Source organism: Streptosporangium brasiliense, from assembly GCF_030811595.1.
In the GTDB taxonomy this organism is placed as follows: Bacteria; Actinomycetota; Actinomycetes; order Streptosporangiales; family Streptosporangiaceae; genus Streptosporangium; species Streptosporangium brasiliense.
In genome coordinates this window covers 1,795,359-1,816,476 of record NZ_JAUSRB010000001.1, presented here as the reverse complement: position 1 = coordinate 1,816,476, position 21,118 = coordinate 1,795,359, and the positions used below count along the sequence as shown (strand labels likewise).

Genomic DNA, 21,118 nt, shown 5'->3' with positions numbered 1-21,118 from the left:
CATTGCAAGGCAAGGCTAACCTTATTTAACATATGGCGCACAGAGGGAGGCGATGCCGCGGTGGACACACTGCACAGTGAGCCGGACAGCATCTACGACATCCTGGGGGTTGGTTTCGGACCATCGAACCTGGCGCTGGCCATAGCCGTCGAAGAGCACAACGAGGGGGCGCCCGCCACGGAACGGCTCCATGCCGGCTTCCTGGAACGGCAGCCGCATTTCGGCTGGCATCGAGGCATGCTCATCGACGACGCGACGATGCAGGTGTCCTTCCTGAAGGACCTGGTCACCATGCGTAATCCGGCGAGCGGGTTCAGCTTCCTGTGCTACCTGCAGGAGCGCGGCAGGCTGACCGACTTCCTCAACCAGAAGACCCTCTTCCCGCTGCGCATCGAGTTCCACGACTACTTCGAGTGGGCCGCCGCCCGGGTGCGGCACCTGGTCGACTACTCGGCGGAGGTCCTGGCCGTCGAGCCGGTGACGACGGAGGACGGCGAGGTCCGCTGGTTCGACGTGATCAGCCGTGACCCGCAGGACCCGGGCCGCACGGTCGTGCGCCGGGCCCGCAACATCTCCGTGGCCACCGGCCTGGAACCCCACCTACCGCCGGGCACGGTCCTGTCCGACCGGGTCTGGCACAACAGCGAGCTGATCCCGCGCGTCGCCGGGCTGACCGGCGCCGGCACCCCGGTGCGCCGGGCCCTCGTGCTCGGCGCCGGGCAGAGCGCCGCCGAGGCCGTCGACTACCTGCACCGCACCCTCACCGGGGCCGAGGTCTGCGCGGTCTTCGCCAAGTACGGTTACACGCCCGCCGACGACAGCCCCTTCGCCAACCGGATCTTCGACCCCGAGGCGGTCGACACCTTCTTCAACTCCCCGCCCGGGGTCAAGCAGTCGCTCTTCGACTACCACCGCAGCACCAACTACTCGGTGGTCGACATGGATCTCATCCAGTCCCTGTACGCGACCACCTACCGCGAGAAGATCCAGGGCCGGGAACGGCTGCGCATCCTCAACGTCTCCCGCATCCGGGACGTGCGCGCCCTGGACGACCGCCTGGACGTCACCGTGGAGTTCCTGCCCACCGGCGAGCGGCAGGTCCTCGCCGTGGACATCCTCGTCCACGCCACCGGCTACCGCCCCCAGGACGTCGGCGCCCTCCTCGGCGAGACGGCCAAGCTCTGCCTGCGCGACGAGGAGGACGCCGTCCGCGTCGGCCGCGACCACCGTGTCGAGGTCGCACCTCAGGTCACCGCCGGCATCTATCTCCAGGGAAGCACCGAGCACACCCACGGCATCACCTCTACCCTGCTGTCCACCACCGCCATCCGCGCCGGCGAGATCCGCGACTCGCTGCTCGCCCACCATGCGCGCACGGCGCCCGCCCTCGCCGACCGCTCCGCCTGAACCCGGCCGTGTTCCGCGACGGCGTCGGACCGTCGCGGTACACGGCCGGGTCCCGCCCGCACCGTGGCGGCCCGCACGGGACCCGGCCGGCGGCTCACGCCACGTCATGATCCAGCGTCTGGATCACGCTGACCACACGCTAGGGCTTGGCCGTCAGAGCGAGGCGGACGGCCAGACCGATCAGCAGGGTTCCTGACACGTACTCCAGGTAACGGCGTACGGCGGGCCGCCTGAAGAATCGCTCGGCCGCACCGACCAGCCGGACGATCCCCAGATACCAGGCCAGGTCGATGAGGGCCGAGGCCACCGCCAGGAGCAGCAGCATCGGCAGCGCCGGCGCCCCTTCGGGCACGAACTGCGGCAGGAAGGACAGCGCGAACACGCCGGCTTTCGGATTGGCCAGGTTGGTCAACAGCCCGGACCGGTAGCAGCTCCACAGCGAGGGCCTGACGGCCGATGACGCGGCCAGGTCTTCGGCCGGGCCGCCCCGCGCCTGCCACAGCATCCTCACACCGAACCAGACCAGCACGATCGCGCCGACGATCCGCATGATGTCGAAGGCGAGCTCGGAGACGAGCAGCAGCGCGGACAGGCCGAAGGCGGCCGTCAGGCACCACACCAGCCAGCCGGTCTCGTTGCCCAGCACGGTCGCCACCCCCGCCGACCGGCCCGCGCGGATGGACTGCCGCAGGATCACCACGGTGGTGGGCCCGGGAATCATGGACACCAGCAGGGAAGCGACCGCAAAGGCGATCATTTCCTTCAACATCGGACTTCCCTCCCGAAAACCGACTTAACTCCTCACGAGACCCTAGATGCTCCCTTCATGCCCATTCGACACCGCATCAGGATCATTCACGGGTTTGACGGCACCGCTAGTAGTAGCTCTGCTCCTCGGAGCGCTCGTAGTCGTCATCGTCGTGGGTCCGGCCGGACCAGCGCGAGGGCATCAGGACGGGCACGAACAGCGCGACCCCGAGGAGGGCGTAGACGCCGTTGGCGAGCAGCAGTCCCATGCCCCGGCCGGCCGGGGCGAGGGCCTCGTGGAGGGAGACGACGTCGGACAGCAGGCCGGCGGCACGTCTGGCGTCGAGGGCGTAGACCACGTTCCAGGACAGCAGGACCATCGACGGGACGAAGGCCGCCAGCGGGGAGACCCGGCCGGCGACCACCAGGCCGAACAGCAGGCCGATCACGGCCATGGCGCCGAGCGCCACCCAGGTCGCCGGACCGCTCTCGCCGGAGAGCGCGATCACGTTCGCCCCGGCCTCCTGCACCGCCCAGCCCCCGCCGGGCAGCAGGGCGGCCGTCATGATCAACCCGATCAGCAGCCCGGAGAAGTGCCGCATCACCACCACCTCGGCTCGGAGCGCTTGTCACGGTCGCGGCAACCTTAGCGACAAACAACTTGAAACGGCAGGCGCTGCGGAGGCGTGGGAATCTATAACATGTGGGGCATCATGCGTGCCCGACTCCCGTTACGCGTCATGCGCGCGGCCGCCTTCTCGGCCGTCTGCGTGATGCTCGCCGCCCTCGGCCACCTGGCCGCCGGCGGTTCGGGACCCGCCCCGTGGGCGATGGCCACCGGGACCTCGGCGGTCACGGTCCTGGCCGTGCTGCTCGCCGGGCGCGAACGCTCCACCGCGACGATCAGCGTGGGGCTGTCGGCCATGCAGCTGTTCCTGCACGAGCTGTTCGCCTACGGCGACCCCTCGGGGATCGCCCTGACCGCGCACCCGCACGGTCAGGGGCTGGGCGAGGGCCTGGGCATGCTGATCGCACACCTCACCGCCACGCTGGTCACCGGCTGGTGGCTGGCGCGCGGCGAGGCCGCCCTGTGGGCGCTGCTGCGCGCGGCCGGACGGCGCCTGGGCGCGCTGCTCCTGCTGCTGCCCTCCCCCACGGCGCCCGCCCCGCCCGCCCGCGCGGCCGGGGCCGCCGACGTGCCCGCCCCCGCGCGGAGCCCCCTCCGTCACACCGTCAGCCGGCGCGGTCCTCCACTGCCCGCCGTCTGACCTTCCCGCCCGCCCTTCCCGCGCGTCCTGACGCGGGGAGGTTCCCCGCACATCCCGGCGTGCCCGGGATCCACCGCACGCCCTGACACGCGCAACGCCCACCGCACGCCCTCACGGCATGTCCTCACGGCATGTCCTCACGCGCGGCGCCCACCGCACGTCCTGGCCGGTCGGAGTCCCCGCACGTCCGGCGTGTCCGGAAGATCCCGGAATCGAAATCCGAAGTGGAGAACCCCCATGTCGCTTTCCTCTGCCTGCCGCCGCACCGTGGCCGTCGCCGCCGGCGTCACCGCCCTCACCCTCGGCCTGGCCCTTCCCGCCCTCGCCCACGTGACCGTCAATCCCGGCAGCGCCGTACAGGGCGGCTTCACCAAGGTCGCCTTCAGGGTCCCGAACGAGCGTGACGACGCCTCGACCAGCAAGGTCGAGGTCGCCTTCCCCACCGACCACCCGCTGGCGTTCGTCTCGGTCAAGCCGCTGCCCGGCTGGGAGGTCAAGGTGACCGAGGGCAAGCTGCCCAAGCCGGTCACCACCGAGTACGGCGAGATCACCGAGGCCGTCACGAAGGTCACCTGGTCGGGCGGGAAGATCGAGCCCGGCCAGTTCCAGGAGTTCGAGGTGTCCATGGGCGCGCTGCCCAAGGACACCGACCACCTCGTCTTCCCCGCGACCCAGACCTACACCGGCGGCGAGGTCGTGAAGTGGGCCGACGAGCCCAAGGCCGACGGCTCCGAGCCCGAGCGCCCGGCCCCGGTGCTGAAGCTCACGCCCGCCTCCGCCGAGGGCGACGGCCACGGCGCGGTCTCCGCGAGCCCGTCGGCGGCCGCCTCGGCCACCGGCGCCGCGCCGTCGGTGGCGCCGGCCGCGGCCGCCGGGAGCGCGGACTCCTCCGACGGCACGGCCCGCCTGCTCGGCGGCGTCGGCCTGCTGGCCGGGCTGGCCGGGCTGGTGGCCGGCGTGCTCGGCCTGCGCCGCGGTGGCCGCGCCTCCTGAGCCGCCGTAGCCCGGCCGGAGCGGCCCCGCGGGGCCCGCTCCGCGGGGCCGTCCCGGCCGGGACGGCGCAGCGCGTCGAGCCGGGCGGCGGTGTCGGCCTCGCCCGGGACGTCGCCGATCTCGGCGAACAGGGCCCGCGCGAGGCCCAGGGTGTCCAGGCACTCCCGCTGCCGGCCCTGGCGGTGGTCCAGCTCGCCCAGGCCGCGCAGGGTGACGGCCTCGCCGCGCCGGTTGCCGGTGGCGCGGCAGGCCAGGAGCGCGGAGCGGTGGGTGGCGCCGCTCTCGGCCCACGGCGTCCGGGTGATCGCGGCGTTCAGCGTGGCGGCGGCCAGCTCCCAGGCCAGCTCGTCGTGGCCCAGCTCCGAAGCCTGCCGCACGGCGGCGGCCAGGCAGGGCCGTTCGCTGTCGAACCAGGCCAGCGGGTCGGCGAGCAGCGTCTCCCGGATGGCCGCCGGCGGCGGCCAGCGCGGCGACCGCCCCTGGACCGGCGCCCGGACGGTGTGCGGCAGGCGGCCGTCGGCGTCCTGGGCCAGCGCCAGCAGCGTGGCCAGGGCGCGGGTGACGACCGTCCTGACGGTGACCTCGCTCTCCTCCCGCAGCGCCAGCTCGCGGGCGTAGCGGCGCACCAGCTCGTGGAAGCGGTAACGGGGCCGGCCACCGGCGTCGGCCCCGGCGAGATCCAGCAGGTAGGCGTCGGCCAGCGCGTCGATGAGATCCTCGGCCGCCTCGGTGGACGTCTCCAGCACCCCCGCGGCCAGCCATGGCGCGAAGGTCGGCAGGTCCAGCAGCCCGAGCAGGCGCAGGGCCCGCTGGGCCGGCCCGTCGAGCCTGCGGTAGCCGAGCGCGAGGGTGGCCCGCACGTCCGACAGCTCGTCGAGACCACGCCGCTCGTCGGCCATGCGGCTGGCCATCCTGGCGAGCGTCCAGTGGGGGCGGGCGGCGAGCCGGGTGGCGGCGATCCGGATGGCCAGCGGCAGCCGGCCGCAGAGCCTGACGAGTTCGGTGGCGGCCTCCGGCTCGGGCGCGACGCGCTCCTCACCGACGATCAGCGCGAGCAGGTCGCCCGCGTGGTGGGGCTCCAGCAGGTCGAGGTCGACGGCGTGCGCGCCGGGCCAGCCGGCCGTCCGGGACCGGCTGGTCACGATGACGGAGCAGGACGGCGACCCGGGCAGCAGCGGCCGCACCTGGGCCTGGTCGGCGGCGTCGTCCAGCACGACGAGGACGCGGCGGCCGGCCAGCCGGGTGCGGTACAGCTCGGCGCGCTCGTCCGGATCCTCGGGGATCACCGGATCGCAGACGCCCAGCGAGCGCAGGAACCGGCTGAGCACCCTGGATGGGTCGGCCGGCTGCTCGTCGGAGCCCCGCAGGTCGGCGTAGAGCTGGCCACCGGGGAAGTCGCCGCTCATGCGGTGCGCCAGATGGACGGCCAGCGTCGTCTTGCCGACGCCCGCCCTGCCGGTGATCGTCGACACCGGGATCGGCCCCGGCCTGCGGTCGGCGATGAGGGCACTCAACTGCTCGACCAGCTTCTCCCTGCCGGTGAAGTCGGCGATGTCGGCGGGCAGCAGGGACGGGCGGGGCGCTCCGGCCGGGTCGGCGCCCTCGTAGCGCGGTTCCTGGCGCAGCACCTGGAAATACGCCTCGCGCAGCTGGGAGCCGGGGTCGACGCCCAGCTCCTCGGCCAGCCTGAGGCGGATGAGCCCGTATTCGGCCAGCGCTTCGGCCTGCATCCCGGAGGCGGCGAGGGCCAGCACGAGCGAGGTGTGCACGGCCTCGTTCAGCGGTTCGGCGGCGGCGACCGCGCGCAGCTGCGGGACGACGTCGGCCGACCGGCCGAGCCGCTGGGCGATCCTCGCCGCCTCCAGCAACGCGTCGATCCGCTCGTGCTCGATGGCGCGGACCCAGGGATGGCCGCGCAGCACATGGTCGAGATCGGCCAGACATGGCCCGTTCCACATTTGCAGCGCGGCGATCAGCAGCGCCAGGGACTCCTCCGGGGCCGCGGCCGAGCGGGCCCCCGCCACCCCCGCCCGGAAGCGGACCAGGTCCACGTCGCACCGGCCGAGCTGGACCACGTAGGCGGCACCCATCCCCTTGAGCCAGGTCGTGGCCGAGGACGCGCCCCTGCCCGGGTCGACCTGGCGGCGCAGCCGTCCCACGTAGGTCTGCACCAGGTTGACCACCGACTCGGGCGTGTCGTCGCCCCAGAGCGTGTCGATGATCTCCTGGCGCCTGACCGGTGAGCCCGCCCGGAGCAGGAGCAGGGCGAGCACGGCCCGCTGCTTGTCCGAGCCGATCCTGACCTCGGTCTCACCCCTCCACACCCGGAGCGGACCAAGCAGGCGGAACCGTATGCCCGTCATATTCCCATCCAGGACAGACCAGCGGCGGGTAGCTAAAACCAGAGAATCATACGATTTGACCTAGTCGAGTGCGAGGTATTGACCTGTCAAAGTACGGCCGGCCGAGTGCGAAGTATTGACCTGGCACCGGCCTGATATCGGCCTGTCGGAGTGCGGCCGCTGGAGCCGTTCTGGCATCCGGCTGTATTCCCCCCTCCCCATAGGGGATCTCCCGTCCAGTGCGGCGTCGGCGTCGCTCCAGCGCCACCGGTCATGGTGATGCGGAACCTTCGACGCAGGGAGGGGGTGCACAGATGAAGAAGATCAAGATTCGCAAGGTCGGCCCGATCCGCCTGACCGCCGCGGCGTGCTCGATCTACAAGGTGCCCAACTAGGCAGCCCCCGTGCGGGTGCCTCTGGCACCCGCACGATCTCTCACGCCCTCACGCCCTCATGCACGGAGCCCTCATGCACGCAAAGGCCCCGCGGTGACCGCGAGCGCCGGCTACGACCCCGACCGGCCACTCCCGCTGCACCCGCTCGTCTACCTGGACGACGGCGATGAGGTGACGGTCGGCAGGCCCGACATCGACTCCTACGGCATCTTCCCCCCCGACGGCGCCGAGATCCTGCGCAGGCTGGAGGCCGGCGCCACGCCGCGCGACACGGCGGCGTGGTATCTGGGGGAGTACGGCGAGAGCGTCGACATGGACGACGTGATCGCGGCACTGGGCGAGCTCGAGTTCGTCAGGCAGACGGGCACGCCGGAGACGGCGGAGACGGCGGAGACGACCCCGGCCGAGACGGCCCCGGCCCCGGTGCGCTGGCGGCGGCTGGGCACGGCGCTCTTCTCTCCCCCGGCCTGGGTCGTCTACGGCGCGCTCGTCGGGTGGGCCCTGCTCGCCATGGCCCGGCGGCCCGACCTGGCGCCGAGCTACGAGCACGTCTTCTTCACCGACTACTACACGGTCGTCCAGGCCGCCCTGTTCGTCTTCGCCATCCCCCAGCTCCTGCTGCACGAGGCCTTCCACGCCCTGGCGGGGCGGCGGCTCGGGCTGCGCTCCACGCTGACGGTCGGGCGCAGGCTCTACTTCATCGTGCTGGAGACGTCGCTGCCCGGCCTGGTCGCCGTGCCGCGCCGCAGGAGATATCTGCCGATCCTCGCCGGGATGCTGGCCGACGTGCTCGTCATGGCCGTGCTCACCCTCGCCGCCGACCTCACCCGGGAGCCGGGCGGCGCCTTCTCCCTCGGCGGGAAGATCTGCCTGGCGATCGCCTTCGCGGTCCTGATCCGGATCGTCTGGCAGTTCTCCTTCTATCTCCGCACCGACCTCTACGTGCTCATCTCCACCGTCCTCGGCTGCGTCGATCTGCACGACACCGCCAAACAGCACCTGCGCAACCGGGTCAACCGGCTGCTGGGCCGTACCGGGCGGCTGGTCGACGAGTCGGACTGGCACGAGACCGACCGGCGGACCGCGCGATGGTACTCCTGGCTGATCGTCGTCGGCTACGCGGTGAGTATCGGCTCCTTCGCCCTGGCCGCCGTCCCGATCGCCTATCGGATGTTCGCGGGGGTGCTCGGGCGCTTCACCGGCGGCGGCGCGGCCGGCTGGGAGGAACTGCTGGACTCGGCCGTCTTCTCCGGGCTGGTCGTGCTCCAGGCCGTGATCATCACCTGGCTGATGATCCGTGACCGCCGGCGCAGGCGCGCGCGGCGGCGGCTCGCCCACGTCATCGCCTGAAGGGATTCACCATGGGCAACCACTACTGGCTCACCGGCGCCCGCCGCCGCGACCGTGACCGTGCCAGGCAGGGGCTCGACCTGCCGCCGACGCTGGCGGTGCTCGACGCGCACCGGCGGCTGCGCGGCCCCTACACCGCGGCCGGCGCGCTGATCCGGTCGATCGCCGCCGAAGCCTTGGCCCTCCGCCCCGAGCTGGGCCCGGCCCACAACATCGAGCTGCTGACCAGCACGCCGGAGCTCGCCGGCGTCGTGCCCCCGGCCTGGGCGACTCTGGAGTGGAGCGTCGGGGAGAAGGAGCGCACGCGTTTCTACTCCCGGCTGCACACGCTGAACATCTCCAACGGTCTGGCCGAGTTCCTCCGCGACTATCTCGCCGCGGCCGGCGGCGGGCCGCGCACCCTGGTCCTGGAGAACATGCATCAGGCCGATCCGACCGACCAGGAGTTCGCCGCGGTGCTGCTGCGCCGGAGCGACCTCGGGGCGCTGACCGTCGTGGTCGGCACCGGCCCGGACCCGGTCGCCGACCCGCCGGGCGAGATCGCCGTCTCCCTGGCGCGGGTCCTGGCCGCCCATGCCGAACCCGTCGACTGCCCCGCCACCACCGGCTCCCCGGCCGGGGACGCGCGCGACTACGTCGACAGCGACGGCACCAGCGACGAACCGGAGCTCCTGGCCGCCTACCGGCGGCTGGCGCCGGAGGAGCGCGCCCGCCTGCACGACGAGCGCGCGGCGCTGCTGGCCGGCCGGGGGGAGTTCTCCCTGCTGCTCGGCGCCGTCCCCTACCACGCCGAACACGGCGGCGACCCGCGCGGGGCGGGGCTGGCCGCCATGCGCCAGGCGCTCCAGCACTGCAAGGACATCGGCCTCTACCAGGCGGCCGTCGAGCTGGGACAGCGCGCCCGCGCGATCGTCGACCGGCCGACGCAGGAGGAGCTCTGGTGGTACTTCACCAACTCCACCAGCACCTGCATGGCCTCGCTCGGCCGGGCCGACGAGGCGGAGGCGATCTATGACGAGGCCCGGGGGGCGACCCAGGACCCGGTCGTGCACATGGACCTCGCCTACGGCACCGCGATGCTCTATGCCCGCCACTACCCCGAGGAGCGCCGGGACTACCAGCAGGCCAGGGCCTGGATGAACCTGTCGGTCGCGATCGCGTCGCTGCTGGGCGACCGGAAGGAGCGCGCCTTCCACTCGGTCTTCGCCAACAACGGGCTCGCCCTGGTCGAGGTGCGGCAGCAGAGCGCCGAGGTGGCCCTGCGGCTGCTGGAGGACGGGATGGCCAGGCTGGACCGGGAGCTGGAGCCGGGCGAGCACGCCCTGCACCGGGCCGTACTGCGCTACAACCGCGCCCAGGTGTTCGGCATGACAGGCCGTCTGGAGGAGGCGCTGGCCGACTACGCCGCGGTCGTCGAGCTCGACCCGGACTTCCCCGAGCACCACTTCAACATCGGCAACATCCTGCGCCGCCTGGGCCGCGACGAGGAGGCGGTCGCCTCCTACGAACGCGCGCTGCGGCTGTCCCCGCCGTTCCCCGAGGCGTACTACAACCTCGCCGACGCCCGGCTCGAACTCGGTGACGTGCAGGGGGCGCTGGCCGACTTCCTCTACACCATCGAGCTGGACCCCGAGCACGTGGACGCCCACGTGAACCTGGCCGGCCTGCTGCACGGGCTGGACGACGGCGAGGCCGCCTGGCGGGTCACGGCCGCCGGGCTGGCCCTCGCCCCGGACAACGCCCATCTGCTCTGCCTCAAGGGGAAGCTGCTGGCCGAGCGGGGCGAGGCCGGCGCCGCCCGCACGGCCCTGTCGGCGGCGCTCCAGCGGGACCCCGGCCTGGCCGAGGCGTGGGCCGCCCGGGGCGAGCTGGCCTTCGAGGCCGGCGACCTGGCCGGCGCCACCGGCGACCTGGACCGGGCGGTCGAGCTGGCCGGGACGCCCGCGATCCGGTTCAACCGGGCCGTGGTCTACCAGGAGGCGGCCCGCTACGCCGAGGCGGCCGCGGATTACGGGACGGTGCTGACGGTGGTCGACGACGCGGAGGCGCGGGAGCGGCTGGAAGCCTGCCTGAAGGCCGCCGCGATGTGAGACTGCCCGCCCCGGCCGGACCGGAGCCCGCGAGTACGCGGCGTGGCCGGGGGCCGGGGGTGACGCCACCGGCCCTCGACCGCGCCACCGCCCTCCACTAAGGCCGCCGGAGGCCGGCGGGCCGGACGGTCACGCGACACTCGCGACCGCCCGGCCCGCCGCGGCGAACTCGCGGTAGCCGCCCGAGTGGAAGACCAGCGGCTCACCTGCCGAGCGCTGGAAGCGCTCGACCTCCCCGATGAAGATCAGGTGGTCGCCGCCGTCGTAGGTGGTCACCGTACGGCAGGCGAAGTAGGCCAGCGTCCCGGCGAGCACCGGCACGCCGTCAGGACACGGACGGGTCTCCACCCCGGCGAACTTGTCGGGCAGCGGGGTGGCGAACCGCCGCGACAGGTGGTCCTGACCCGCGGCCAGGACGTTGACCGTGAACCGCCCGGCCCCGAGGAAGACCGGCGCGCTCGGCGCCCGCCTGGACAGGCACCACAGGACCAGCGGCGGGTCGAGGGAGACGGAGGTGAAGGAGTTGACGGTCACTCCGGCCCGCTCCCCGGCCGGGGTCGCGGTGGTGACCACCGCCACCCCGGTCGCGAACTGGCCGAGCGCCTCGCGCAGCGATCTCATGATGTCTCCTCAGGCGCCGATCCGCGCCAGGTACTCGCCCGCTCCGGCGGGGTCCATGAACCAGCCGGCGTAGTCCGACGGGTCGTCGAAGCCGTTGACGAAGCGGGAGGCCACCTCGGGCAGCCGGCCGGCCGCGGTGAGGAGCTCCAGCACGTGCGGCGGCGGGGGCGCCAGGAGCGCGTTCGTCCAGGCGGTGACGTGCCGGGCGCCGTCCCAGTAGCGCTCGAAGGTCCGCTCCATCCAGGCGGCGTCGAAGGGCCGCTCGCCGTGCTCCAGGATGCTCGACAGGTAGGAGACGGCGCATTTGGCGGCGTTGTTGGCGCCCTGACCGGTGATCGGGTCGTTGAGCACGACGACGTCGGCGACCCCGAGGACCGCGGCTCCGGAGGGCAGTGCCGCGACGGGCCTGCGGACGGTCGGGGCGAACCGGCCCGACAGGACGCCGCCCTCGTCGGTGAGCTCGACGCCGCCGCAGCGCTCGGCCTCCCACGGCAGGAAGGTCTCCAGGATCCACCGGCTCCTGGCCAGGTGCTCGGCGGGGGTGCGCACGTCCGACCAGCAGTCCATCGGCCCGCCGGGGACCCCCTCGAACACCATGATCTCGCAGGGGCCGTTGAGGGTGAGCGCGGGGAAGACGAAGTACTCCCCGACCCCCGGGATCAGGTTGAAGCACACCGCCGAGTGTCCGGGCCGGGGCGTGAGGCCGGTGACGTAGGTGACGGCCAGGGCCCGCTGCGGGGCGTCGTACGGCGAGCGCGACCCGTCCCGCTCGAACAGCGAGGCGATCGGCCCCTTGCCGGCGGCGACCAGGACGAGGTCGTACTGGGCGGCGTACGCCTCCAGGTCCTCCACCGTCGCGTCGTGGATGAGGATCTTGCCGCCGAGCCGTTCCACCTCGCCCATCCAGACGGGCATCTTCAGCCGCTGGTCGATCGAGCGGGCGGGCGTGTCGAGCCGGGCCGCCCAGTCGATCGCCCGGCCGCCGCCGGGACCGGGCACGGTGAACTGGATCCCGTCGATCGGCGGGCACCGGTCGGCCCACAGATCCAGGCCGAGCTCGCGCTCATGGCCGAGGGCCGTGCCGAACATGGCCTGGCCCGACATGACGCGGCCGTCGCGGATGTCCTCCGGCGTGCGGTTGGAGACGACGGTGACGTCGTAGCCGTTGCGCAGCAGGCCGGCGGCGAGGTGGAGACCGGCCTGGCCGGCCCCGACGATGAGGATTCTGCGCATGACGATCTGTCCTTTCCAGGTGGGAGGGAGGGGGTCTGGCGGCGCCTGATGAAAAGGTACGGCGGCCGGTACGGGACGGGCCATCCGCTCAGCGCGGGTCCCATCCATCTGGCGCGGAATCCTCCGGAGCGCCTCCTCGACCACCGGCGGACGGCCGGCGGGGAACGGCGGACGGGGCCGGCAGGGCGCGACGGACGGCCGGCAGCGGACGGCCGGCGCCGAGCGGTCAGCGCCGGACGGTGAATGCCGGACAGCCGATATCGGACAGTCAACGCCGGACAGCCAGTGCCGAACGGTGAATGCCGGATGGCCGATACCGGACGGTGAATGCCGGATGGTCAGCGCCGGACAGCCGGTGCCGGACGGTCAGTGGCCGCGCAGCGTCTGCGACGGCGCCTGTCCGTACCGCGTGCGGTAGGCCGCGGCGAACCGCCCCTGGTGCAGGAAACCCCACCGCGCCGCCACGCCCGTCACGGTGCACCGGGCGGGGTCGCCGATCACCAGCTCCTCGTGGACCCGGCCCAGGCGCACGTCCCTGAGATAGGTCATCGGGGTCAGGCCGAGATGGCGGCGGAAGCCCTCCTGCAGCGAGCGTCCGCTGACGGCCACGGCGCGGGCGACGTCGTCGGTCGTCAGCGGCTGATGGGCGTGCCCGTCGATGAACTCCATCGCCCGGCGCACCACCTTGGGCACGGCGGGGGCGCGGGGGGCGTTCAGCCGCTCGTGGTAGTTGGACGGCTGCATGGTGAGCAGGGAGGTGAGCATCGCGTTCTCCAGATGGGCGATCGCCAGCGGCTGCACGGCGAGCCCGTCGTCGTGCTCGGCCTCCCCGACGATCAGGTCGGCCATCGCCCTCCAGGCCCGCGCCCAGCCGGCGGTCATGTCCATGCCCAGGTCGAAGACGATCGGCCGGTCGAGCCGCTCCCCCAGCATCCGCTCCAGCGCGTCCTCGACGGCCGGCCGGTCGAACTTGACGATCAGCTGGGGGCAGCCGGCCTCCCAGCGCATGTCGAGGTGCTCCGACGGCGAGGGCAGGGAGGCCAGCCCGGGGGTCGAGACGATCTCCTGCCGGCCGCACCGGATCAGGCTGCGCCCGGCCAGCGGGATCTGCACCAGGAAGAAGGACTCCAGCTCCCCCGGCTCGATGCGGACGTCGGTCCCGTAGTCCAGATAGTTCACCCGAACGGCGCCGAGCTGGGCGGAGTTGAACCGCGCGGCCAGCCGCGACACCTCACCGGTCAGCTCCAGCCGGTGCGGGCAGAACACCCGCGCCACCTGCTCACGGGCCTCGTCGAGGTCCCGGGTGCCGAAAAGCGGCCTGTTGCCGAGCGGGACCCGCTGCCGCGCCTCACCCATCGACGCTCCCACCGTCGGGGGTCCATCGCCCGCTTACGGCGGTGCGGGACCACGCATGACCGGACACGCCGATGATCCCTCTTGCGGCCGCGCCCGACCATGTACAAATACGCAGAGGCCGGGCCCGGGCGCACGGAGGTTCAGCAGGTGACGTCCTTGCCGGTGAAGCGGGCCCAGGCGAGCGAGCCGAAGACCACGGCGTAGGCGGCGAAGACCAGCAGGCCCTGACCCATGTCGCCGGTGGCCACCGGGTCGCGCAGCACCCCGTCGAAGCCGCTCCACCAGCGGCTCAGCAGATACGGCTGGAGCCCGGCGAGCTGCGGGACGACGCCGAGCACCTGGGCGACGATGACGAACACCACGGTCGAGGCGATGGCGCCGACGGCCACCTCGGTCAGCGTCGACAGCGCCAGCGCGACGGCGGCCAGGGCCGCCATGCCCGCGGTGACGTACAGCACGACGAGGCCGATCCTGAGAATGCCGTCGAGCAGGGGGACCGTCCCGCCGGACAGCAGGGTGATCGGGCCGGCCGGGAAGAGCAGCAGCCCGGTGATCAGCGCGGACAGCGCGATCGAGGTGACGGCCGCCAGGCAGAAGACGACGGCGTTGGCGTATTTGACGGCCAGCAGCCGGCTCCGGCCGGCCGGGGCGGCCAGCAGGTAGCGCAGCGTGCCGATGCCCGCCTCTCCGGCGATGGAGTCTCCGGCGACCACCGCGACCGCGACCGGCAGCAGCAACTGCACCAGGACCGAGAACGCGGCGAAGGTGAGGAACAGCCCGTTCCCGGTGACCTGCCCGAAGATGGACGGGCCGTCGTCGCCCTCGCCCTGCCCGCCGAACGTCCGCAGCGCGACGCCGATCAGCACCGGGACCAGGGCGAGAACGGACAGCATGGCGATGTTCCTCGGCCGCCGGAAGGTCAGCCCCACTTCCGAGCCGAGCAGCCTCAGCCACGCCCGGGGGGCGCCCACCGCCCGCACCCGGACGGCACCCGTGCCGGTACCGAGACCGGTGCCCGTGCCGGAGCCCATGCCGGGACCCATACCCGTGCCCGTGCCGGAGCCCGTGCCGGAGCCCATGCCGGGACCCGTACCGGCACTCGTGCCCGCGCCGGGACCGGTTGCGGTGCCGGGACCGGGTACGGCGGACGCGGGCGGCGCGGATCCCGCCCCCGCGGGCGGCGCGTCGCCCGTGCCGGCGGCCATGACCTCTCCTCCGCTAACCGTTGACATCGAACCCCTCCCCGGTCAGGCCCACGAACACGTCCTCAAGGCTCGGCCGCTGCACCGCCAGGCCGCGCACGGCGACGCCGGCGGTCACCAGCGCCGCGCAGATCCGCTCCGGGGCGGCGGAGCCCAGCTCGGCACCGGCCTCGCCGTCACCGGTGCGGACCCCTGCCAGCCCGAGACCGGCGAGCACGGCCGCCGCCTCGGCGGTGTCGGGTGTCTCCACCCGGATCCGCGCCACCTCCCCGGCCCGCAGGTCGGCGATGGGCCCCTGGGCGACCAGCCGCCCGCCCCGCATGACGGCGACGTGGGAGCACATCTGCTCCACCTCGGCCAGCAGGTGGGAGGAGACGAACACGGTCGTCCCCTCGGTGGCGATCTCCCTGACCAGTCCCCGCACCTCGCGGGTGCCCTGCGGGTCGAGGCCGTTGGTCGGCTCGTCGAGGATCAGCAGCTCCCTGGGCCCCAGCAGCGCTGCGGCGATGGCCAGCCGCTGGCGCATGCCCAACGAGTAGGCCCGGTAGCGTTTGCGGGCCGCGGCGGCCAGCCCCACCCGGTCGAGGGCCAGCCCGATCCGGGCGGAGGCCGTGCGCGGGTCGGCGGCCGGGTCGGCGGCGTCGTAGCGGCGCAGGTTCGCCTCGCCCGACAGGTAGGGATAGAACGCCGGCCCCTCGACCAGCGCCCCCACCCGTGACAGCACCGCGGGCATCCCGGCCGGCATCGGCGTGCCGAGCAGCTCCCAGGTGCCGGCGGTCGGCGCGGCCAGGCCGAGCAGCATGCGGATGGTCGTGGTCTTGCCCGAGCCGTTGGGGCCGAGGAAGCCGAAGACCGACCCCCGGGGCACGGCCAGGTCGAGGCCGTCCACGGCCACCTGACCGCCCCGGAACCGCTTGGTCAGCCCACGGGTGACGAGCGAGCAGTCTTCGGCGGGGGCCGCGGCGGGCGGCGTCGCCTCCTGGACGGTCAGCACTGCTCTCCCATCGGTCGGCGTGGTACGGCGGGCGGGCGGGGGCGCCCCGTGGACGCCCCCGGGTTCTCGTCGAGCCCCGCACCGTGGAACCCGCCGTCGCGGTCTCCGCGGCCGCCCGCCAGGAGTCGCGTGTCTCCCGGCATCTCGCTCACTTCCGCCCGGCCGCCTCGGTCAGCTTCTCCGGGGTGACCGCGCCGACCAGCAGGCGGCCGTCGTCGGTCAGCAGCGCGGAGACCAGCTTGGTCTGGATGACCCTGCCGCTGCCCCACGCCCCGCTGACCGGCTTGGCCGACTTCATCAGGGCGTCGGCGACGGCGGCCGTGTCCTGGCCGGCGGGGTTCCCGTCCTGCTGCTGGGCCTGGCCCGTGAGCGCCTGCTCGGGGAGCGGGAGCACCGCGACCGTGGTCCAGCCCTCACCCACGGTCGTGACCGCGCCCTTCAGCAGCTCGGCCCTCTCCTGCCCGGCCGCCGGGCCCCGGACCAGGTCGGCGAGCGACTTCTCCTCCACCTTCGCGCCCGCCGGCGGGGTGAAGGTGAAGTTGTCCGGGGCGGGAGGGGTGAACGTCACCGAGGTGAAGCCGACCTCGAAGGCCGGCTCGGCCGCGCTCTTGGCGTAGACCTGGACCCGCAGCGGGACGAGGGTCTCCCCGTCGAGTGCCAGCTTGACCTCCTTGACCAGCGAGGAGGTGTCCTTGGGCGCCAGGACGAGCTGGTAGGCCGGCCGGTCGGCGACCTTCTCGGTGTTGCTCACGCTGACCGCGGTGCCGGCGTCGGCCCGCTCCAGCACCTCCTGGGCGAGCTGCTGCGGGGTGGTGGCCGTGGGCAGGGCCTTGTCGTGGTCGCGCTCCACCTGGTCGACGCCCTTGAGCCGGGTGGCCTTGTTGGCCTCGCTCTCCCACAGCCACGCCTGGTCGCCGTTGACGATCAGGTCGGTCTCGCTCATCCGCCCGGGAAGGGCGAAGCGGAGCCGGTCGGCGCCGCCGTACCAGACCTTGAGCTCGTGCGAGCCGGCCAGCAGGGCCGCGGGCGACGTGCCGCCCATGCCCGTCACCTCCGGCAGCCCGGGCAGGCCGAGGGAGGCGGTCTGCATCACGGTGCCCGACATGGGCTTCAGGCCGGACCTGGCGGCCTGGGTGGCGTCGGCCAGCAGCTGTGCGGCGGTGCGCTCGGGCAGCACCGGCTCCCCCTGGACCGCGGCGATCACCGGACCTGCGCCGATCGCGCCGGCGACCACCGCGGCCGCGGCGATCGGCACGCTCCACCTCACCATGCGGCCTCGTCTCGCTCGCTCTGACATGTCACTCCCTCACGGTATGCCGTCAATCTCTGTCATTCGCAGCTTGCGTGAGCGGTCCTGTGCCGGAGCTGAGACAGACTGAGAGGGCTCACAGGGTTCTCAGCCGCCTCTCAGGACGGCTGGTCGAAGATGGGTCCGACAGCGGAGGAGGTGGGAGATGCGGGTTCTCGTCGTGGAGGACGAGCGGCGGATGGCCGCGGCGCTCCAGCGCGGGCTGCAGGCCGAGGGGTTCGCGGTCGATCTCGCGCACGACGGCGAGGACGGCCTGCACCTGGCCAGGCACGGCGACTACGACGTGGTGGTGCTGGACATCATGCTGCCCAGGATCTCCGGATACAACGTCTGCAAGCATCTGCGGGCGGAGGAGAACTGGGTGCCGATCCTGATGCTGTCGGCCAAGGACGGCGAGTACGACATGGCCGACGGGCTCGACCTGGGCGCCGACGACTACCTGACCAAGCCGTTCTCCTACGTCGTGCTGGTGGCCAGGCTGAGGGCGCTGCTGCGGCGCGGCGCCGGGCGGCGCCCGTCGGTGCTGCAGGCCGGGGACCTGTCGCTGGATCCCGCGCGGCGGCGGGTCCACCGGGGCGAGACGCCGGTGGAGCTGACGCCCAGGGAGTTCGCGCTCCTGGAATACCTGATGCGCCGCCACGACGAGGTGGTCTCCAAGGCGGAGATCCTGGAGCACGTCTGGGACACCTTCGACACCGATCCCAACGTGGTCGAGGTCTATGTCGGCTACCTGCGCCGCAAGATCGACGCGCCGTTCTCCCGGAGCGCGCTGCAGACGGTCCGGGGGGCCGGATACCGGCTGGCCGGCGATGGCGGCTGAGCGGCCGTCCCGGGCGGCCGCCCGGGACGGGCGGCGCACGGTCGGCTGGTGGCGGCGCAAGAGCCTGCGCTTCCGGCTGACCGCGGTGGCCTCGGCCGTGCTGGCGGCGGCGCTGGCGGTCTCGGCGTGGGTGATGATCGGCGTGCTCGGCAGGTCGCTGCTGTCCACCATCGACGACTCGATCTACCAGCGGGCCCGTGGCACCGTCTCGCTGGCCGACGCCGAGCGGCTGCCGGGCGAGCTGACCTCGCCGGACGGCACCCTCCTGCAGGTGATCGACGGCGCCGGGCGGATCACCCACGCCACCGCCGGCACCGACCGGCTGGTCCCGCTGCTGAACTCCGGGGAGCGGGCGGCGGCGGTCCGGGAGGGCCGGGCGCGGTTCCTGAACGGCGAGCCGTACGGGATCCCGCACGTGCTGCGGGTGCGGGTGCTCAGCGCCGACCGGGGCCTGACGGTGATCGCCGCACGCCCCTTCAGCGAGGTGCAGGCCAGCATCACCACGGCCGGGCACGTGCTGCTCGGCGGCACGCCGCTGCTGCTGGTGCTGCTCGGCGGGGCCAGTTGGATGATCATCGGCAGGACCCTGCGGCCCATCAACGCGCTGCGCCGGGGCGCGGAGGAGATCACCGACACCGCCCGGTCCCGGCGCCTGCCGGTGCCCGAGGCCCGGGACGAGGTGCACAGCCTGGCCGTCACCCTCAACGACATGCTGGCCAGGCTGGAGAAGGCCGACGCCCGCCAGCGGGCCCTGGTCTCCGACGCGGCGCACGAGCTGCGCAGCCCGCTGGCCAGCATCCGGCTCCAGCTGGAGGTGGCGCTCGGCCACCCGCACGGCCAGGACTGGCAGGAGACGGCCGAAGGGGTGCTGGAAGACACCATGCGCCTGGCCCGGCTGGCCGAGGACCTGCTCGCGCTGGCCCGCCTGGACGAGCGCGGCGGCGCGCCGGGCCGCCGGGAGCCGGTGGAGCTGGACCAGCTCGTCCCCCAGGCCGTCGAGCGGTACGGCGAGGCCGTCACGGTGCGGATCGGCGGCCTGCCGCCCGGCCCGCCGGCGCCGGCGGAGGGGACGGACGGGGCGATCGTGGTGGCCGGAGACGCGCTGGACCTGGGGCGGGTTCTGGTCAACCTGGTGGACAACGCGCTGCGACACACCCATGCCCCGGTGGCGGTGGAGCTGCGCGTCGAGGGCGCCGACGCGGTGCTGACCGTCACCGACGACGGCCCCGGCATCCCCGAGCCCGACCGGGAGCGGGTCTTCGACCGCTTCACCCGGCTGGACAGCGCGCGCAGCCGCGACGAGGGCGGGGCCGGGCTCGGCCTGGCCATCGTCCGCGAGACCGTCCACGCCCACGGCGGCGCGGTCCACCTGGAGGACGCCCGCCCCGGCCTGCGGGCCGTCGTACGGCTTCCGCTATCTTGACCGAGGCTTGCCCGTCGGGTGATTGGCCCGGCCGCGTTTCCGGATCTAGCGTCATTTTCATGACTTCCGCTGATGGCGGTCAGCGGGAGCTGATCCTGCAGGTCGCGACCAGGCTGTTCGCCGCCCTGGGCTACGACGCGACCTCCGTCAGCCAGATCGCCGAGGCCGCCGGGCTCGACATCGCCGCCATCACCGGGTCTGTCGGCTCGAAGCGGGATCTGTATCTGGCGGTCATGGAACGCGCGCACCAGGCCGAGCTGACCGGTCTGGAGAGGTCGGTCCGGGAGATCGCCGCCGCGGCGCCGGAGGAGACCACGGCCGCCGTGCACCGCCTCATCGACGACTACATCGACTTCTGCACCCAGAACTCCGAGTTCCCCGCGCTGTGGATGCACCGCTGGCTGTTCGACGCCAGCGACGTCACCGAGCTGGACCGGCACTACGTCCAGCCGCTGGTCCAGTACGTCACCGAGGCCCTCGCGCCCCTGACCTCCGGCTCCACCGACCTGAAGTACGTGATCTGGTCGGTGATCTGGTGCACCCACGCCTTCGCCCGCGGCGGGGTGCTCGACGAGGACGGCAACCGCGTCGGCCCCGAGGATCCGGAGACCCTGCGGCGCTTCCGCGCCTACCTGCACCAGATGCTGCACTGCGTCCTCACCCTGCCCGGGGACGCGCCCCCGGCCCCCGGCGGCCCTCCCCCGGCGCCCGGCCCTCCCCCGCCCCTCGGAGGCCCCTTCTGACAGTCGCCCCTTGGAGGCCCCTTCTGACAGTCCGGCCGCGCAGGGGCGCAACCCCCGTCCGCGGGCCGCCGTACGGCTTCCGCTATCTTGACCGAGGCTTGTCCATCAAGTGATTGGCCAGGGCATGTATCCGGATCTAGCGTCACTTTCATGACTTCCGCTGATGGCGGTCAGCGGGAGCTGATCCTGCGGGTCGCGACCAGGCTGTTCGCCGCCATGGGCTACGACGCGACCTCCGTCAGCCAGATCGCCGAGGCCGCCGGGCTCAACGTCGCCGCCGTCACCGGACACATCGGCGGCAAGCGCGAGCTGTATCTCGAGGTCATGGAACGGATGTACCAGGTCGAGCTGGCCTCCCTGGAAGGGGTGCTCAAGAACACCTCCGTGGCGAGCCCCGAAGAGGCGTCGGCCCTCATGCACCAGCTCATCGACCACTACCTGGACCTGTGCCTGGCCTACCCCGAGATGCCGGCGCTGTGGATGCACCGCTGGCTGTCCGACGCCAGCGACATCACCGAGCTGGAGTGGCGCTACACCCAGCCGCTGAGCGGTCTCATCTGGGACGCGCTCGAACCGGCGGTGGCCGCCGGATACATCCGCCGCGACGTCGACATCGAATACCTCATCTGGTCGATGATCTGGTGCGCCAACAGCTTCTCCCAGAGCGGGGTGCTCGACCAGCGGGGCAACCGCAGGCGGATGGACGACCCCCGGGCCATGCGCAGGTTCCGTGCCCATCTCCATCGGATGATGCACCTCACCGCCTATCTCCAGGGAGACCCTCCCACCTGACCCCGCCTCTCCCGACGCCCCGCCCCCCTCTCT

Annotated in this window: 17 protein-coding genes and 1 pseudogene; 9 read left to right on the top strand and 9 right to left on the bottom strand. The window is 73.0% G+C overall.

Annotated elements, in window-relative coordinates:
* The first annotated feature begins 60 nt into the window (after positions 1 to 60).
* The gene (locus tag J2S55_RS08030) at positions 61 to 1,407 is read left to right on the top strand and encodes a lysine N(6)-hydroxylase/L-ornithine N(5)-oxygenase family protein (protein ID WP_306858405.1); all 1,347 of its coding nucleotides are present in this window, start codon (positions 61 to 63) and stop codon (positions 1,405 to 1,407) included.
* A 139-nt stretch (positions 1,408 to 1,546) separates the two neighbouring features.
* Here J2S55_RS08030 and J2S55_RS08025 read toward each other — a convergent pair whose 3' ends face one another.
* Both J2S55_RS08025 and J2S55_RS08020 read right to left on the bottom strand, forming a co-directional pair.
* Complete coding sequence (locus tag J2S55_RS08025; protein WP_306858403.1) at positions 1,547 to 2,164, bottom strand: LysE family translocator; 618 nt, start codon at positions 2,162 to 2,164, stop codon at positions 1,547 to 1,549.
* 118 nt (positions 2,165 to 2,282) lie between these two features.
* The gene (locus tag J2S55_RS08020) at positions 2,283 to 2,756 is read right to left on the bottom strand and encodes a hypothetical protein (protein WP_306858402.1); all 474 of its coding nucleotides are present in this window, start codon (positions 2,754 to 2,756) and stop codon (positions 2,283 to 2,285) included.
* A gap of 111 nt (positions 2,757 to 2,867) precedes the next feature.
* Here J2S55_RS08020 and J2S55_RS08015 point away from each other — a divergent pair, with 111 nt between their 5' ends.
* Together J2S55_RS08015 and J2S55_RS08010 are read left to right on the top strand one after the other, a co-directional pair.
* On the top strand, positions 2,868 to 3,422 hold the full coding sequence (locus tag J2S55_RS08015) for an MFS transporter (RefSeq protein ID WP_306858400.1): 555 nt from the start codon (positions 2,868 to 2,870) through the stop codon (positions 3,420 to 3,422).
* 237 nt (positions 3,423 to 3,659) lie between these two features.
* On the top strand, positions 3,660 to 4,415 hold the full coding sequence (locus tag J2S55_RS08010; RefSeq protein ID WP_306858398.1) for a YcnI family copper-binding membrane protein: 756 nt from the start codon (positions 3,660 to 3,662) through the stop codon (positions 4,413 to 4,415).
* A 1,040-nt stretch (positions 4,416 to 5,455) separates the two neighbouring features.
* Here J2S55_RS08010 and J2S55_RS08005 read toward each other — a convergent pair.
* Positions 5,456 to 6,778, bottom strand: a pseudogene (locus tag J2S55_RS08005) (AfsR/SARP family transcriptional regulator); the annotation flags it as partial.
* A gap of 467 nt (positions 6,779 to 7,245) precedes the next feature.
* Here J2S55_RS08005 and J2S55_RS08000 point away from each other — a divergent pair.
* Both J2S55_RS08000 and J2S55_RS07995 read left to right on the top strand, forming a co-directional pair.
* A complete protein-coding gene (locus J2S55_RS08000) occupies positions 7,246 to 8,502 on the top strand; it encodes a hypothetical protein (protein WP_306858396.1) in 1,257 nt (418 codons plus the stop codon).
* Between the two features lie 11 nt (positions 8,503 to 8,513).
* On the top strand, positions 8,514 to 10,592 hold the full coding sequence (locus J2S55_RS07995; protein WP_306858394.1) for a tetratricopeptide repeat protein: 2,079 nt from the start codon (positions 8,514 to 8,516) through the stop codon (positions 10,590 to 10,592).
* A gap of 129 nt (positions 10,593 to 10,721) precedes the next feature.
* Here the strand turns inward: J2S55_RS07995 and J2S55_RS07990 are convergent, their stop codons facing one another.
* The 6 genes from J2S55_RS07990 to J2S55_RS07965 all read right to left on the bottom strand — a co-directional run bounded on the left by J2S55_RS07990 (position 10,722) and on the right by J2S55_RS07965 (position 17,268).
* Positions 10,722 to 11,213, bottom strand: a complete 492-nt coding sequence (locus tag J2S55_RS07990) for a flavin reductase family protein (RefSeq protein ID WP_306858393.1) — start codon at positions 11,211 to 11,213, stop codon at positions 10,722 to 10,724.
* 9 nt (positions 11,214 to 11,222) lie between these two features.
* Positions 11,223 to 12,446 carry a styrene monooxygenase/indole monooxygenase family protein gene (locus tag J2S55_RS07985; RefSeq protein ID WP_306858392.1) on the bottom strand — a complete coding sequence of 408 codons (1,224 nt, stop codon included), beginning with the start codon at positions 12,444 to 12,446 and terminating at the stop codon, positions 11,223 to 11,225.
* A 366-nt stretch (positions 12,447 to 12,812) separates the two neighbouring features.
* Complete coding sequence (locus J2S55_RS07980; RefSeq protein ID WP_306858391.1) at positions 12,813 to 13,802, bottom strand: AraC family transcriptional regulator; 990 nt, start codon at positions 13,800 to 13,802, stop codon at positions 12,813 to 12,815.
* A gap of 140 nt (positions 13,803 to 13,942) precedes the next feature.
* Positions 13,943 to 15,007 carry an ABC transporter permease gene (locus J2S55_RS07975; protein ID WP_306858388.1) on the bottom strand — a complete coding sequence of 355 codons (1,065 nt, stop codon included), beginning with the start codon at positions 15,005 to 15,007 and terminating at the stop codon, positions 13,943 to 13,945.
* Positions 15,008 to 15,020: 13 nt separating this feature from the next.
* A complete protein-coding gene (locus J2S55_RS07970) occupies positions 15,021 to 15,998 on the bottom strand; it encodes an ABC transporter ATP-binding protein (RefSeq protein ID WP_306858387.1) in 978 nt (325 codons plus the stop codon).
* A gap of 148 nt (positions 15,999 to 16,146) precedes the next feature.
* A complete protein-coding gene (locus J2S55_RS07965; protein WP_306858386.1) occupies positions 16,147 to 17,268 on the bottom strand; it encodes a LolA family protein in 1,122 nt (373 codons plus the stop codon).
* A 184-nt stretch (positions 17,269 to 17,452) separates the two neighbouring features.
* Here J2S55_RS07965 and J2S55_RS07960 point away from each other — a divergent pair, with 184 nt between their 5' ends.
* From J2S55_RS07960 to J2S55_RS07945, 4 genes are all read left to right on the top strand, one after another.
* Positions 17,453 to 18,127 (top strand): response regulator transcription factor, encoded by a 675-nt coding sequence (locus J2S55_RS07960; protein ID WP_306858385.1) that lies wholly within the window; start codon positions 17,453 to 17,455, stop codon positions 18,125 to 18,127.
* The gene (locus tag J2S55_RS07955) at positions 18,117 to 19,550 is read left to right on the top strand and encodes a sensor histidine kinase (RefSeq protein WP_306858384.1); all 1,434 of its coding nucleotides are present in this window, start codon (positions 18,117 to 18,119) and stop codon (positions 19,548 to 19,550) included. Before J2S55_RS07960 ends, J2S55_RS07955 begins: the two co-directional genes overlap by 11 nt.
* A 59-nt stretch (positions 19,551 to 19,609) precedes the next feature.
* Positions 19,610 to 20,293 (top strand): TetR/AcrR family transcriptional regulator, encoded by a 684-nt coding sequence (locus tag J2S55_RS07950; protein WP_306858383.1) that lies wholly within the window; start codon positions 19,610 to 19,612, stop codon positions 20,291 to 20,293.
* Positions 20,294 to 20,443: 150 nt separating this feature from the next.
* Complete coding sequence (locus J2S55_RS07945) at positions 20,444 to 21,085, top strand: TetR/AcrR family transcriptional regulator (RefSeq protein ID WP_306858382.1); 642 nt, start codon at positions 20,444 to 20,446, stop codon at positions 21,083 to 21,085.
* Positions 21,086 to 21,118 lie beyond the last annotated feature (33 nt).